Source organism: Nitrogeniibacter aestuarii, assembly GCF_017309585.1.
GTDB classification, from domain to species: Bacteria; Pseudomonadota; Gammaproteobacteria; order Burkholderiales; family Rhodocyclaceae; genus Nitrogeniibacter; species Nitrogeniibacter aestuarii.
In genome coordinates this window covers 1,358,669-1,372,515 of sequence record NZ_CP071321.1, presented here as the reverse complement: position 1 = coordinate 1,372,515, position 13,847 = coordinate 1,358,669, and the positions used below count along the sequence as shown (strand labels likewise).

The following is a 13,847-nucleotide window of genomic DNA, read 5'->3' as shown; positions in this document are numbered from 1 at the left end:
CGTTATAATCGCGCTTTGATCCCACTCAGGCGATTGTTCTGCCATGACGACCCCGCTGTTCGAATCGACCATCCGCTCCCTGCCCCTGCTCGCCCGCGGCAAGGTACGTGACATCTACGCCATCGATGACGAGAAACTGCTCATCGTCACCTCCGACCGCCTGTCTGCTTTTGACGTGATCCTGCCGGACCCGATCCCGCGCAAGGGTCAGGTGCTGACTGCGATGGCCAATTTCTGGTTCGAGAAACTCGGCCACGTGGTCCCCAATCAGCTCACCGGCATTGCCCCCGAAGACGTGGTCGCCGCCGATGAGCGCGATCAGGTCACCGGGCGTGCTCTGGTCGTCAAACGCCTGGCACCACTGCCCATCGAGGCGGTCGTTCGCGGTTACGTGATCGGTTCGGGCTGGAAAGACTATCAGGCCACCGGCGCCATCTGCGGCATCGAGCTGCCCGCCGGCCTTAAACAGGCTGCCAAGCTGCCCGAGCCGATCTTCACGCCCGCCTCCAAGGCCGACGTGGGCGACCACGACGAGAACATCTCGTTCGCCCAGGCTCAGGAGCGCACCCAGACCGTACTCGCCGACCAACTGACGGGCACCGGCAAGCAAGGCGCCCAACTGGCGGATGAGGCGCGCCGCGCCGCGATCCAGCTGTACACGGAAGCGGCCGACTACGCCGCCACCCGCGGCATCATCATCGCCGACACGAAGTTCGAATTCGGCATCGATGCAACCGGCACGCTGCACCTGATCGACGAAGCGCTCACGCCCGATTCATCCCGCTTCTGGCCTGCGGATCAGTACCAGGAGGGCATCAGCCCGCCGTCTTTCGACAAGCAGTATGTGCGCGACCATCTCGAGACACTCGACTGGGACAAGCGTGCTCCGGGCCCCCGTCTGCCGGCCGAGGTCATCGAGCGCACCAGTGCGAAGTACGTCGAGGCCTATGAGCGCCTGACCGGCAAGACGCTGCCCTGATTGTCTGCTGCATCATGCAAACCCATGATGCAGCGCAACTTTCCTTCCGCGTTGCAGCGATCTAGAGTGTTCTGACGAATGTCTGAACGAGGAGCGTTTGCATGGAAGAACACGCGGATTTCCTGTCGCAGCATTTTTCGATTCCCCATCTGCGAGAGGTCACGCCCCAGCGACCGTTCGACTGGCTGGCGCGAGGCTGGTCAGACATGCGCGACAACCTGGGCACCAGCATTGTCTATGGCGTGTTCTTTGCCATCCTCGGCTACGCGTTGCTGGCCTTTGCCGCACCGCGCCCCTACCTGCTCTCGACCGCCATTTCCGGCTTTCTGCTCATTGGTCCGCTGGCGGCCGCGGGCCTCTATGAGGTGTCGCGCCGGCACGAGCAGGGCCAGAGCACCTCGCTCAAGGCGTCCATTTCCGGGCTGCGGGCCCACAGTGACCTGCTGTTTCACTTCGGCATCCTGCTTGCCCTCATGCTTGTCCTGTGGGAGCGCGTCTCGGCGGTGGTATTCGCCCTGTTTTACATGGACAACGTGCCGGATCTGACCAATTTCGCCCAATCCATCCTGTTTTCAGGCGACTACAACGTACTGCTCGCCGCTTACATCGTGATTGGCGGCACACTCGCTGCCATTGTCTTCAGTGCCACCGTGGTGGCCATCCCCATGATGATGGCGCGCGATACCGACATGTTCACCGCCATGGCGACCAGTGCCCGTGCCGTTGCCACCAATCCGCTGCCCATGCTGGTGTGGGCGGCCCTGATCGTGGCCCTCATTGCCGTGGGTTTCGCCACCTTGATGGTCGGCATGGTCATCGTGTTACCGCTGCTGGGTCATGCCACCTGGCACGCGTATCGCGATATTGTCGGCTGAGCCAGGCGCGCAGGTCTGCTCGACGCCGTTTTTCCCGTCCACCAGGCTCCGGGCTCTTCGGTCCGGGGCTTGAATTTTTTCCGACGCCCCCGATCTAAGCAAAGTGCGCGGGTGGCGAGGGCCGTTCGCGCGTATCAGACTCTCCAGAAACTGCGCAGCATCACCACCGGATCTCACGCATGACAAGCCCAACCAGCAATCCCCTGCTCGACTTCACCGGCCTGACCCATTTCGACAAGATCGCGCCCGACCACGTCGAACCTGCCATTCAATACCTGCTCGAAGATGCCCAGCGCACCATCGACGCGCTGGCACAGGCCGGGACACCGGCCACCTGGGACGATTTCGTCATCCCCATGACGGAGGCCACCGAGCACCTGGGGCGAGCCTGGGGCGTGGTCGGTCACATGCACAGCGTGATGGACACTCCGGAGTGGCGCGCTGCCTACAACAAGCTGCTGCCCGAGATCAGTCGTTTCTTCGCCGAGCTGGGGCAGAATCAGGGGGTCTACGAGAAATTCCACGCGCTGGCCAAGAGCACGGAGTACGCCAGGCTCAACGGCGTTCGCCAGCGCATCATCGATCATGAATTGCGCGACTTCCGCCTCTCGGGCGCCGAGCTGCCCGATGAGCAGAAACCACGCTTCAAGGAGATCCAGGAAGCCCTCTCCAGCCTCGCTGCCGGATTCTCCGAGAATCTTCTCGACTCGACCAACGCCTTTGCCGAATACGTGACCGACGAGGCCGAACTGGCCGGTCTGCCTGAAGACGTGATCCATGCAGCCCGCGCCGCGGCGGAGAAGGAAGGCAAGGACGGCTGGAAGTTCACCCTCCACATGCCCAGCTATCTGCCGGTGATGCAGTACGCCGACAGCGCGCGCCTGCGCGAGACGATGTATCGCGCCTACGCCACTCGCGCTTCCGAGCACGGCGATGGCAAATGGGACAACGGCCCGCTGATGGGCAAGATCCTCGCCCTGCGTGCCGAGGAAGCGCGCATGCTCGGGTTCGAGAGCTATGCCGAACTCTCGGTGGTGCCGAAGATGGCGGACAGTCCGGCACAGGTACTGGCGTTCCTGAATGACCTGGCACACAAGGCCAAGCCGTTTGCAGAACGCGATCTGGCCGAGCTCAAGGCGTTCGCCGACGAGCAACTGGGCATGCGCGAGATGAACCCGTGGGATGTGGCCTATGCCAGCGAGAAGCTGCGCGAGGCCCGCTACGCCTTCTCAGAGAACGAAGTGCGTCAGTACTTCCCCGAGCCGAAGGTGCTGGACGGCCTGTTCGGCGTCATCGAATCGCTGTACGGCGTGTCGCTCAAGCGGGACAGCGCGCCGACCTGGGATCCGTCGGTCACGGTGCTGCGCATCGAACGCGACGGTCAAATGATCGGCCAGCTCTATCTTGATCTGCACGCCCGTGAGACCAAGCGCGGTGGCGCCTGGATGGATTCGGCCCGCAGCCGTCAGATGAGCCGGGGTCGCCTGCTGACACCGGTGGCCTACGTGGTGTGCAACTTCTCGCCGCCGGTCGGCGACAAGCCCGCCACCCTGACCCACGATGACGTAACCACCCTCTTCCACGAGTTCGGCCACGCCCTGCACCACCTGTTGACCGAGGTCGACGAGGTGGCGGTCTCTGGAATTCATGGCGTGGAATGGGATGCCGTCGAGCTCCCCAGCCAGTTCATGGAGAACTTCTGCTGGGAGTGGGACGTGGTCTCGGGCATGAGCAGCCACGTGAATACCGGCGAGCCCCTGCCGCAAGCACTGTTCGACAAGATGGTGGCGGCACGCCACTTCCAGAGCGGGATGCAGATGGTTCGCCAGCTCGAATTCAGCCTGTTCGATCTGCGCTTGCATCATGAGATCGAGGCCGACGCGCCGGTGGCGGCCGAAACGGTCCTGAAGCTGCTCGACGATGTGCGCAAGCAGGTTGCCGTGCTCATTCCGCCCGCCTGGCACCGCTTCCCCCACAGCTTCTCGCACATCTTCGCCGGCGGCTATTCAGCAGGCTACTACAGCTACAAATGGGCTGAAGTGCTCTCGGCAGACGCCTTTGCGGCGTTTGAAGAAGCCGGTCAGGGCAAGCATTCACTGCTCGACCGGGCAACCGGCGAACGCTTCTGGCGCGAAGTGCTGGCCGTGGGCGGCAGCCGCCCGGCCATCGAGTCTTTCCGCGCCTTCCGTGGTCGCGAGCCTCAGGTCGAGGCGCTGTTACGCCACAGCGGCATGCTCGAAACGACGGCCTGATCGCCCCGTCTCGGGCTGCGACGTGGCGGCGAAGTGGTCTCCGGACCGCTTCGCCGCCTTTTTGGCTTCGGCGGCACACGAGGCCACCGCCTCTGGCGTCGCATCACACCCCGCCGGGACGCTCACCACGCCGACGCTGATCGACGTCAGCGGGAAGAAGGCCGCGAAACCGCGCCGGTCTTCCGACATGAAGCCGTTGCGCTCCAGTTCGGCGAGATCGAACAGATCTCGGGCGCGACGATCGAATTCGTCCAGAATCCGCCGGCAGCGCATCTCCCAGTCCCGGCTCTGGAACAACACCACGAAGTCGTCCCCGCCCACGTGCCCGAGAAAATCGCAGCGACTGTCGCAGTGCCGCACCAGCACAGCCGAGGCGAGCTTGATCATCTCGTCCCCGCGCCAGTAACCGTAGAGGTCGTTATAGGGTTTGAAGTTGTTCAGATCGAAGTAGGCGGCGTTAAACGGTGCCCGTGCATCGAGCAGGCGCCGGATGTGGTCGGTAATGGGCACATTCCCGGGCAGACAGGTCAGCGGATTGGCCAGGCGAGCCGCCTCGATACGTCGCTCGGTCACGGCACGCACCAGCCGCTCGCCGGTGCCCAGGCCGAAGTAGCCGCCCCGATCAGTGACGATGAATCCGTCGGTCAGGTAGCGCTGGTTTTCGCCCAGCATCACCGTGGTCAGCGATTCGATGCTTGAGTACCGATCCACCCGCAACGGATTCGAGTCCATGAACAGCGCACACGGACGGCGTCCGAACAGATCGACGTGAAAAGGCTTAGACATCCGGTCAATGAAACGCTGCCGGTTGATCAAGCCGATCGGTCGCTCCCCTTCGAGCACGGCCACCGCATGGGCCTCATCGAGCCGGCCGAACAGTTGCAGCACATGCTCGCAGGTATCGCCCGCGCGAACCGCTGGCGTGGTCACGCATAACGACTCGACCGTTTCGATCAGGCTGGCACGCTGCGGCCGTTGGGGCTGCAGTTCGAGCGACGGCGCGGCCAGCGCGTCGAGTGCCGCAATACTGATGCGATCATCAGGCGCCTCCGAAGGGCGGCCCAGCAAATAGCCTTGTGCAAACCGGCAGCCCAGGTCGCGAATCAGCCGAAGCTCCTCGGGCGTTTCGATCCCTTCGACCACAAGCGGGGTGTCGAGCAAGTCGGCCAGTTCCTGCGTATGCCTCAGGATGGCCAGCTTGCGATGGGACTTGTTCAGACCCTTGGCGAAATAGGCGTCCATCTTGACCACTTCCGGCCGAAGCTCAGACCAGAGCCTGAGGCTTGAGCGGCCGTCCCCGAAGTCATCAATGGCCAGCTTCAAGCCCTGCCCTCGAAGCACCTCCATCTGTGCGGCAAACAGTGCCACGTCGGGGACGCGCTCATGCTCGGTCAGTTCAAGGAAGATACGCTCGGGGGCGATGCCGTGGCGCAGTGCCGTCTTCACCAGCGAACCGCCCTGGGCATCAGCAAATGCGCCCAGCGTGGGTGCGCTCAGGTTGATGAACACGTTTCCACCGAGCCCCAGCGCGGCAAACTGGCGCACGGCTTCCTCGCAAGCCACGGATTCGAGCGTCATGCTCATGCCGGCGTAGCGGGCCACTTCCAGCAGGCGTTCCGGCGAAGCCAGATCGGTTCCGTCGGGGCCTCGCATCAAGGCCTCGTACCCGAACACGCGGCCGTCGCCACAATCGGCAATCGCCTGGAAAACAAAGCGCAGCTTGCGCCGGGACAGGATCTGTTCAAGTCGCAGAATACTGGGTAATCCGAATGAGGGCGCACGCATGATTTCGTTCCGGGCAACAGCAGACACGCCCAATACGGACTGCTGCACCGCAACTTGAATGAAGTTTTCGTGACAGCCACAGCCGGAACCGGCCGGTGTGGAACGACGTTCATGGCCGCCTCCCGTGCCCATTGCGGCAAGGACTGGCAGAATCGGGGTTTCAGCCTTTCAAAGTCACCCGACCCATGCGAATCGCCACCTGGAACGTCAATTCCCTGAAAGTCCGCCTGCCCCACGTCCTCGACTGGCTGGCGTCGGAAAAACCCGATGCCCTGTGCCTTCAGGAGCTCAAGATGGAAGACAAGGCCTTCCCGCTCGAGGCGATTCAGGAAGCGGGCTATCACGCCGTGTTCAACGGCCAGAAAACCTACAATGGCGTGGCCATCCTCTCCCCCGAACCGGTCAGCGATACGATCAAGGACATTCCCGATTTCGAAGACGCACAGAAACGCATCATCGCCGCCACGGTCGGTGACGTACGTGTTATCTGCGGCTACTTTCCCAACGGCCAGGCCGTCGGCTCGGAGAAGTTCGAGTACAAGATGCGCTGGCTTGAGGCGCTCACCGCCTGGGTCAAGGCAGAAATGACACGCCATCCCAAGCTGGTGCTCACGGGCGACTTCAACATCGCACCCGAAGACCGCGATGCTCACCCCGACTGGAAGGACGAAATCCACGTCTCCGAGCCCGAGCGCGCCGCGTTCCGCGCGCTGGCCGGACTCGGACTGACCGACGCCTTCCGCCTGTTTGAACAGGAAGAGCGCAGCTTTTCCTGGTGGGACTACCGCATGGGGGCATTCCGTCGCAACTTCGGCCTGCGCATTGACCACCTGCTCATCAGCGAACCGCTGGTGAGCAAGACGACGCTCTGCCACGTGGACAAGGCCCCACGCAAGCTCGAACGGCCGTCCGACCACGCCCCGGTGGTGCTCGACCTCGACCTGTGAGCACGCTCGGCGTCGTCCTGCTGCACGGCAAATGGGACGCCCCGCCCTTTGCCGTAACGCCCCTCGCGGACGCACTGAACGACGCCGGGCACCGCACCACCGTTTCGACCTATCCGTGGGCCCTGCGGCGTCTTTACGACCGCCCGCTCGAGGAGGCCATGGCCACCATCGACGCGGATGTCGCGAGCCTGCGTGAAAACGGTTGTGCGCGGATCGTCGTGTGCGGCCATAGCCTCGGCGCAGCGGTGGCCCTCGCCCACGCGGCGCAAGGCGCTGCCGCCGATGGGCTGGTGCTTCTGGCACCAGGGCATTTCCCCGAGCGCATGGCCGCCGACGGACACACGCTCGCTGCGCTGGCCATCGCGCAGACCCAGCCCACTGAACACGAGCGCATTCCCCTCACCGATACCTTTCAGGGCACGACCCGTCGCATTCGCATGCGACCGGCTCACTATTTGTCGTATTTCGATCCGGTGGGCGCTCTGGTGTGGCCGGACAACATGGGGCGACTCGAGGCAAAGCTGCCATTGCTCTGGATCGTGGGTGACAAAGACCCTGCCGCCGGGCTGGGAATCGACTATGCTTTCACGCGCAAACGCCGCCATCCGCTGGACCGCCACGTGTGTCTTCCGGCACGGCATGAAGAGACGCCAGCGGCGGCGATCACTGTCGTGACCGACTGGCTCAAACGCCTGGAAGAGACCGCATGAGTTCCACCGACACCTTCATCGAGCGCTATCCGGTACTGGCCGAGTTGCCCGAGGCCGCGCGGACAGCGCTGCTTGACGCCGCCCAGTGGGTCACCGTCCCGGCGGGGACCGTGCTGTTCGACGATCACCAGGCCTGCGAGGGTTTTCCATTCGTGGTTCGCGGCTCGGTGCGGGTCATCAAGGCGTCTCCCAATGGTCGCGAGCTGCCGCTGTACCGGGTGTCTCCGGGCGAAACCTGCGTGATTTCCTCGTCATGCCTGCTGGGTCACGAGGACTACAACGCACGCGGCATCACCGAAACGGAAACCGAGATGGTCATGCTGCCCAAGCCGGTGTTCGACGCCCTGCTGGGCGAACCCGCCTTTCGCGGCTTCGTTTTTCACCTGTTCTCCGATCGCATTGCCGAGCTCATGCAACTGATCGAGGAAGTGGCTTTCCACAAACTCGATCAACGCCTGGCGACGCTGCTACTGGGAAAAGGGCGCATCCTGCACACCACCCACCAGCAACTGGCGGACGAACTGGGCAGCGTGCGCGAGATCATCAGCCGCCTGCTCAAGGGATTTGCCGCCCAGTCGCTGGTCAAGCTTTCCCGGGAACAGATCGAGATTCTAGATCCGGCCGGATTGCGACACGTCGCAGGCGGTTGATCAGGGTTCGGCACCGGCGTAGCGAAGCGACAGACGCATCGGCTTCACAGGCGAAAATCCGCCTTCGATCACGTAGTCCATCCGCCATGTGCGGTCCGTATCGTCGCGCTGCATGAGATAGCGATGGTGCAGGCTGCGCTCTTCATCGCCCATCTGGCTGTGCGTGCGCGTTTCGAACTGCAGGACACCCTCCGACCAGCTCGCGGCAACGATGGGCCGGGGCACGCCGAGAAAACTTGCCCACCCGATGATCTGCTCCCCGCGCTCGGTGAGGACGAAGCGTTCGGTCACCACCGGCCCCCATTCGTAACGCACCTCGGTCTCCCAGGCACCCGAGGGAAAGGGGGGTTCATGAGGCCAGGCAAGCATGAGTGCGCCGAGCAGCACGACAAGGCCAACGCCCCATCTGGCTGCGCCCGGAAACCGTGAGTGCCCGGCAGGCGGCACCCACTGAGCAAGTGCACCTGACAGGCGTGCCACGTCATCGCGCCAACCGGAGTCATCGAGGCACACTGCATGACGATCGACCAACCCCTTGAGCGGCGCCGGAAGCGCCTCGCGCGCGGGCAATTGCGCTCCGCCGAGCAGGACGGGGATGACCGGTTTCGCACTGGCGAGGGCCTGTGCGACCTCCCGCCGGACATAGTCGTCGGCCTGCTCCAGACGGCGCACGCCGTCGCGATCGGCGTCCAGCCACCCGGGCCCGATCAGCACCAGCACCACCCGTGCCGCGTCGATCCGGGCATCAAGCGCCGAGGAAAAAGCCATGCCGGGCACCAGATCGTCCACATCGCGGAACACGGCATCGGGGCCGAAGTACGCCTGGAGCGCCTCCTCCAGCCGGCCCGCATACCCGGCGCTGTCGTCACGTCGATATGAAATGAAAATGTGCCCCATGCCACCTGTTATAGGTGGCATGGGGCACGCCGATCAAGCTGTCAGATTCAGACGCGGAAGCGGGCAACCGCCTCCTGCAGACCGGAAGCCTGACGCTCCATGTCCTGCGCGGATCCCACCGTCTTGCTGATGGCCGCATCGTTTTCACGGGCCATCGAAGCGATGGCCTCGATGCTCTGGGTCACCTGAACGCTGGAGGCGCGCTGTGCTTCAGTGGCCTCGGCAATGTCATCCAGACCGCTGCACACCTGCGAGACCGATGCATTGGCCGCGTCGAGCACGCCTTTGACATCGTCAGCGGCCTTGCGTGAGCTGGCCAGGTGATCGCGACCGCTGTGCAGCGCCGATTTCACTTCACCGGACTGTTTGGACAAGGTGGTGGTGATCGCATCGATCTCACCGGCCGACTTGGCCGATTTTTCCGCCAGCTTGCGCACCTCGTCCGCCACCACCGCAAATCCACGTCCCTGTTCGCCGGCACGGGCGGCTTCAATCGCGGCATTGAGGGCCAGCAGATTGGTCTGCTCGGCAATCTCGCGCACTTCCTGGGTCATGTGGTTGATTTCAGTGGTCGAATCGACAAAGGCGGTCACGGTCGTATCCATCTGCGACACCGCGCTTTCCACGTGATCAACCTCGCCGATCAGGTGGCGCAAGCGCTTGAGGCCCTCTTCCGAACGAGCCAGCGACTCATGCGACAGATCGCGCACGTTCTCGGCACTGGTCGCAATGTGAGCCGTCTTCTGCATCAGGTCTTCCATGGCCTCGGCCGCGGCGAGAGACTGTCGGTTCTGCTGATGGGAGCCATCCCCCAGCTGGTTGGCACTGCCGGAAACACCACGGGCTGCGCCGGCCACACTGGCCGCCGAACCGCCCACCTGCCGCACCAGTTCCGCGATGGTCGCCAGCATCTGGTTGAAGCTCTCGGCCGCGCGCCCGATCTCGTCCCGGTGGCTCACATCGAGTCGGGCGGTGAGGTCGCCCTTGCCGTTGGCGATCTCTTCCAGGTTACCGGTCATGTGAGCCAACGGTGTCGTGACGAAACGGCGAATGAAGAAGAAGATGAAACCGACCAGCGGTACCGACACCAGCAACGCAAAGAGCAGGCTCTTGTTGCGGAAATCCGAAACCGCCGAATTCACCTTGGCGAGGTCGATCTTCATGCTGACGGCCCCCAGAGACGTCCCCTCGGCGACCATGTGACAGGTGGTGCAGTCCTTGCCCAGGTAGTTTTTCGAGGCCTGCGCCGGCACGATAACCCGCAGATGCTCACCGATGCCTGGTTCCGTGCGCACATCGAACAGGGGCTTGCCGCTCGCCAGTACCTCTTTCTCCTCAGCGGTGACGGTCGTTTCGCCCGCCATGCCGGGGCCGAACTGTTTCGACACGGCCTCACCGCGAATGACCGTCAGGTCACGCACGGAGGACAGCTCCTTGATCTGATCAAGAAAGACGTCGCGCTGCCCCACCGTGCCGGTGATCATCATGCCGGTCAGCCCGGCCATGGTCATGTCGTGCACCGACAGGGCGAACTCGCGGGCCTGATCGATGGCGGTTTCCCGATTGACCTGGGTTTCCCAATAGATCATGGCCCCAAAGGCGCACAACAGCATGGCCGCGATGACGGCCGTAAGCCTGAGCCAGATGGGTGTATCCGAGACGCTTTGCATGTTTTTCTCCCGGCGCGCCCGCAGTGTCTCTGCCTGCTTCGTCGCCTGTCTACCCTCAGGAATCCGCCTCTGCTCGGTCACGGCGCCGGATTAGCCGTGTTACGCCACAGGGTGGGTCAAGACTCGATTCGTGTTGTTCTTGTCGTCGTTGAGGATTACGGCAGCGGGGCCGAACTCTTTATTACGTTTTCCATACGCTGCCGCCCCGCCGGCACGCTGTGTAACCTTGGTTACAGACGCACCGGACCCCGATTTGCTCCAATGCACTCACTGGAACCGAATTGATGGGAGGACACCATGAAATCCAACGTAGGTGGTATCGACAAGATTCTTCGTATCGTCGCCGGCATCGCGCTGATCGCCTGGGCGCTGATGGGTGGCCCGATCTGGGCGTGGATCGGCGTGGTGCCGCTCGCCACCGGCCTGATCGGCTTCTGCCCGCTCTACCCGCTGCTGGGCATGAGTACCTGCCCACTCAAGAAAGAAGGCAGCAGCCAGTAAGCGCACGGCTGCCTCATGAAAAAAGCCGGGCAGTGCCCGGCTTTTTTCATGCACTCACGGCATTGGCGATGCGGACGTAATCAGCCACCGCCAGACGCTCGGCGCGTACCCCGGGGTCAATGCCCAGGGCTTCGAGGCCGGCATCGTCAATGAACTCGCGCAAGGTGTTGCGCAGGGTCTTGCGCCGCTGTCCGAAGGCCGCCGCAACCACCCGGGAGAGTGTCTGTTCGTTGATCGCCGTCAGGGCATCTGCCGGACGCGGCATCAGACGAACGATGCTCGACATCACCTTGGGCACCGGACGGAACGCACCGGGGGGCACATCGAACATGCGCCCCATGCGAAAACGGTACTGCAGCATCACCGACAGGCGACCGTAGTCGCTCGAACCGGGCTCGGCGACCATGCGCATGACGACCTCCTTTTGCAGCATGAAGGTCATGTCGCGCACCTGTTCGGCGAACGAAGCCAGGTGAAACAGCAAGGGCGTGGAGATGTTGTAGGGCAGATTGCCAACCACGCGCAGGTCTTCACCCAGCATGGCGAAATCAAACTTCAGCGCGTCACCTTCGTGCACCGTGATCTGCTCGGGCGTGTAGCGCTCGTGCAGCTTCGCAATCAGGTCGCGATCGATCTCGACCACACTCAGGTGCCCCAGGCGCTCCTGCAAGGGTGCGGTCATGGCCCCGAGCCCCGGTCCGATCTCGACCACATTCTGCCCGGGCTGAGGGGCAATGGTATCGATGATCTTGCGGATGATATTGGGGTCGGAAAGAAAATTCTGGCCGAAGCGTTTGCGGGCGCGGTGATTCAAGGCTCATTCCTGGAACGTCAATTTCGGTCCGATTATCCTTGAAACGCACCCGCTCGCCTACGAGGCGGCATCCCTCCGCCCTTGCCACTCGCGCCTCGACGACATTATGTACCGGCGAGCGATGGCGTCTGGATCAACCGCCAAGAGAGTTTCATGCCTGAAACGCATGTCGGCCACCTGCTCAGGGTTTGGCGGATGGATCGGCGGCCTCGGACCACTTCTTGAGATTGACGCACACCCCCTCGAAGAGAATGTCCCCGGTGGGTGCGTCGGTCGGGCTGCCCGACATGGCTTCGGTCACCAACAGCGCCTTGGCCGCTTTCAATCGACGCCATGCGGCCTCCTCAATGACCAGCGTCTTCTGGCCCGGAGGAATGGATGCGAGAAACACGATCGCATCCGTTTCGCTGTCACGTATCCATACCCGGAATTCCCGGTCCGCCGACGTGCTCAGCGGCAGCTTCGACTCGACGCTGAGACGGAACGGCTTGTTATAGGCCAGCACCGCAAGTGCAGGTCGATTCGCTCGGTCGGAGAGCACACCGACATAGACCAGTTCCGGGGAGTCGACCACGGCAGGCTGGATCAGACCCAGGCCCACCACAGCCAGCAGTGCGGCAGCCACCAGACCATTGAAAGCGGCAAGCGCTCGCCACGACGAAAGACGCTGCCACAACCCTCGCTCCGTCGACGTCGCGCCTCCGGAAGATGTCGCTTTTGCCAGCCGCGACCTCACGACAGCCGGCGGCGCCACGTCCGGGGCACCGAGCGCGAGCGGTGTGAGCATTTCCTGGCAATCGACGACCAGCGCCCGCAAGGCCGCATCGTCGCGCATCAATCGCTCGAAGCGCAGACGCGCCAGACCGCGCAGGCTCCCGAGCGCATACGTACTTGCGAGGTGCTCTCTCAGGGTCGGGTTGTCGTATCTCATGAGCGCATGCAATCCCGCAGCCGTTGAACGCCGCGCCGAAGCCAGGTCTTGACGGTACCGATGGCGTGCCCGGCCCGCTCGGCGACTTCGGTCGGCGTATAGCCCAGATGATAGACCAGCAATATGCAGTCCCGCTGATCGCACTTCAGCAAATCCATACAGCCGGCCAGCCGGCTCATCTCCGCGCGGGTTTCTGCTGACAGGGCGAGATCGACGTCTGCGGGCAAGGCATCGTCGAGTTCTTCGTTTTGATGCGCCATCGCGTATTCGCTGCTGCGCAGGAAGTCGATGGCGCGGTTGCGTGCGATGTTGATCAGCCAGGTCATGGGTTGCCCCAGTGTCGCGTTATAGCGCGGCGCCGAATCCCAGATCCTGAGATAGACATCCTGCACGACTTCTTCCGCCCACGGCTCCCTTTTGACGATACGAAGGATCACACCAAAGAGTTTGGCCGAGGTCGCATCGTATAGCGCCAGAAATGCAGCCTGGTCACGCAGTGCGCAGCGCGCGATGAGCATGGCGAGATCCGTTGGGGCGTTTCGAACGGGGCGGCGGGTCATGGGGAACAGTGGGTTCGCGGCGTCTGCTCCAGCGGGTTGGTTACCGCATCAGACCAGACTCGAAGTCGGTTATCGCGCAGTCGGCAGGCACCGATAGCAACCACCGCAGCCTATCAGCGCCACGCGGGCAACCGTAGTCCGCACCGCCATATTTACCCCGACTTACAAAAAGTCAGCCCGCGTCCCGGCAAATCCTCACGCGGGAGTGCAGCAGTCACTGGACGTGCAGGTCGTGATTTGTCAGCTGCCGGCACGCCCGAGGCCCCTCGGCGCCCT

The 13,847-nt window shown here is 63.2% G+C and carries 13 protein-coding genes; 7 read left to right on the top strand and 6 right to left on the bottom strand.

Features of this window, described 5'->3' with window-relative positions; genetic code table 11:
- Positions 1-43: 43 nt before the first annotated feature.
- From J0W34_RS06300 to J0W34_RS06290, 3 genes are all read left to right on the top strand, one after another.
- A complete protein-coding gene (locus tag J0W34_RS06300) occupies positions 44-979 on the top strand; it encodes a phosphoribosylaminoimidazolesuccinocarboxamide synthase (protein ID WP_230971092.1) in 936 nt (311 codons plus the stop codon).
- 101 nt (positions 980-1,080) lie between these two features.
- On the top strand, positions 1,081-1,854 hold the full coding sequence (locus tag J0W34_RS06295) for a DUF2189 domain-containing protein (RefSeq protein WP_230971091.1): 774 nt from the start codon (positions 1,081-1,083) through the stop codon (positions 1,852-1,854).
- A gap of 179 nt (positions 1,855-2,033) precedes the next feature.
- On the top strand, positions 2,034-4,106 hold the full coding sequence (locus J0W34_RS06290) for a M3 family metallopeptidase (protein ID WP_230971090.1): 2,073 nt from the start codon (positions 2,034-2,036) through the stop codon (positions 4,104-4,106).
- On the opposite strand, the gene J0W34_RS06285 is transcribed toward J0W34_RS06290, so the two are convergent.
- Complete coding sequence (locus J0W34_RS06285; protein ID WP_230971089.1) at positions 4,071-5,891, bottom strand: EAL domain-containing protein; 1,821 nt, start codon at positions 5,889-5,891, stop codon at positions 4,071-4,073. The genes J0W34_RS06290 and J0W34_RS06285 overlap by 36 nt on opposite strands.
- A gap of 185 nt (positions 5,892-6,076) precedes the next feature.
- Here J0W34_RS06285 and xth point away from each other — a divergent pair, with 185 nt between their 5' ends.
- Genes xth through J0W34_RS06270 form a run of 3 tightly spaced genes read left to right on the top strand, consistent with a single transcriptional unit; the run spans position 6,077 to position 8,198 of the window.
- Positions 6,077-6,838, top strand: coding sequence for an exodeoxyribonuclease III (gene xth / locus J0W34_RS06280; RefSeq protein WP_227817044.1), 762 nt, complete (start codon positions 6,077-6,079; stop codon positions 6,836-6,838).
- The gene (locus tag J0W34_RS06275; RefSeq protein WP_230971088.1) at positions 6,835-7,548 is read left to right on the top strand and encodes an alpha/beta fold hydrolase; all 714 of its coding nucleotides are present in this window, start codon (positions 6,835-6,837) and stop codon (positions 7,546-7,548) included. Before xth ends, J0W34_RS06275 begins: the two co-directional genes overlap by 4 nt.
- Positions 7,545-8,198, top strand: coding sequence for a Crp/Fnr family transcriptional regulator (locus J0W34_RS06270; protein ID WP_230971087.1), 654 nt, complete (start codon positions 7,545-7,547; stop codon positions 8,196-8,198). Before J0W34_RS06275 ends, J0W34_RS06270 begins: the two co-directional genes overlap by 4 nt.
- On the opposite strand, the gene J0W34_RS06265 is transcribed toward J0W34_RS06270, so the two are convergent.
- Positions 8,199-9,095 (bottom strand): toll/interleukin-1 receptor domain-containing protein, encoded by an 897-nt coding sequence (locus J0W34_RS06265; protein WP_230971086.1) that lies wholly within the window; start codon positions 9,093-9,095, stop codon positions 8,199-8,201. It lies immediately after the preceding gene.
- A 47-nt stretch (positions 9,096-9,142) separates the two neighbouring features.
- Positions 9,143-10,765: a methyl-accepting chemotaxis protein gene (locus tag J0W34_RS06260; RefSeq protein WP_227817048.1), complete on the bottom strand. Its 1,623-nt coding sequence runs from the start codon at positions 10,763-10,765 to the stop codon at positions 9,143-9,145.
- A gap of 297 nt (positions 10,766-11,062) precedes the next feature.
- Between J0W34_RS06260 and J0W34_RS06255 the strand changes: the two genes are divergently transcribed.
- Entirely contained in the window at positions 11,063-11,266 is a 204-nt protein-coding gene (locus tag J0W34_RS06255; RefSeq protein ID WP_227817049.1) for a YgaP family membrane protein, read from the top strand.
- 46 nt (positions 11,267-11,312) lie between these two features.
- On the opposite strand, the gene rsmA is transcribed toward J0W34_RS06255, so the two are convergent.
- From rsmA to J0W34_RS06240, 3 genes are all read right to left on the bottom strand, one after another.
- Entirely contained in the window at positions 11,313-12,080 is a 768-nt protein-coding gene (rsmA, locus tag J0W34_RS06250; RefSeq protein WP_230971085.1) for a 16S rRNA (adenine(1518)-N(6)/adenine(1519)-N(6))-dimethyltransferase RsmA, read from the bottom strand.
- 181 nt (positions 12,081-12,261) lie between these two features.
- On the bottom strand, positions 12,262-13,011 hold the full coding sequence (locus J0W34_RS06245) for an anti-sigma factor (RefSeq protein WP_230971084.1): 750 nt from the start codon (positions 13,009-13,011) through the stop codon (positions 12,262-12,264).
- Positions 13,008-13,529 carry a sigma-70 family RNA polymerase sigma factor gene (locus J0W34_RS06240; RefSeq protein ID WP_227817052.1) on the bottom strand — a complete coding sequence of 174 codons (522 nt, stop codon included), beginning with the start codon at positions 13,527-13,529 and terminating at the stop codon, positions 13,008-13,010. Before J0W34_RS06240 ends, J0W34_RS06245 begins: the two co-directional genes overlap by 4 nt.
- Positions 13,530-13,847 lie beyond the last annotated feature (318 nt).

Bases quoted from the DNA above. Each gene is read 5' to 3' on its own strand.
- J0W34_RS06300 (WP_230971092.1), top strand. From the start codon at position 44: ATGACGACCCCGCTGTTCGAATCGACCATCCGCTCCCTGCCCCTGCTC.
- J0W34_RS06295 (WP_230971091.1), top strand. From the start codon at position 1,081: ATGGAAGAACACGCGGATTTCCTGTCGCAGCATTTTTCGATTCCCCAT.
- J0W34_RS06290 (WP_230971090.1), top strand. From the start codon at position 2,034: ATGACAAGCCCAACCAGCAATCCCCTGCTCGACTTCACCGGCCTGACC.
- J0W34_RS06285 (WP_230971089.1), bottom strand. From the start codon at position 5,891: ATGCGTGCGCCCTCATTCGGATTACCCAGTATTCTGCGACTTGAACAG.
- xth (WP_227817044.1), top strand. From the start codon at position 6,077: ATGCGAATCGCCACCTGGAACGTCAATTCCCTGAAAGTCCGCCTGCCC.
- J0W34_RS06270 (WP_230971087.1), top strand. From the start codon at position 7,545: ATGAGTTCCACCGACACCTTCATCGAGCGCTATCCGGTACTGGCCGAG.
- J0W34_RS06265 (WP_230971086.1), bottom strand. From the start codon at position 9,095: ATGGGGCACATTTTCATTTCATATCGACGTGACGACAGCGCCGGGTAT.
- J0W34_RS06260 (WP_227817048.1), bottom strand. From the start codon at position 10,765: ATGCAAAGCGTCTCGGATACACCCATCTGGCTCAGGCTTACGGCCGTC.
- J0W34_RS06255 (WP_227817049.1), top strand. From the start codon at position 11,063: ATGAAATCCAACGTAGGTGGTATCGACAAGATTCTTCGTATCGTCGCC.
- J0W34_RS06245 (WP_230971084.1), bottom strand. From the start codon at position 13,011: ATGAGATACGACAACCCGACCCTGAGAGAGCACCTCGCAAGTACGTAT.
- J0W34_RS06240 (WP_227817052.1), bottom strand. From the start codon at position 13,529: ATGCTCATCGCGCGCTGCGCACTGCGTGACCAGGCTGCATTTCTGGCG.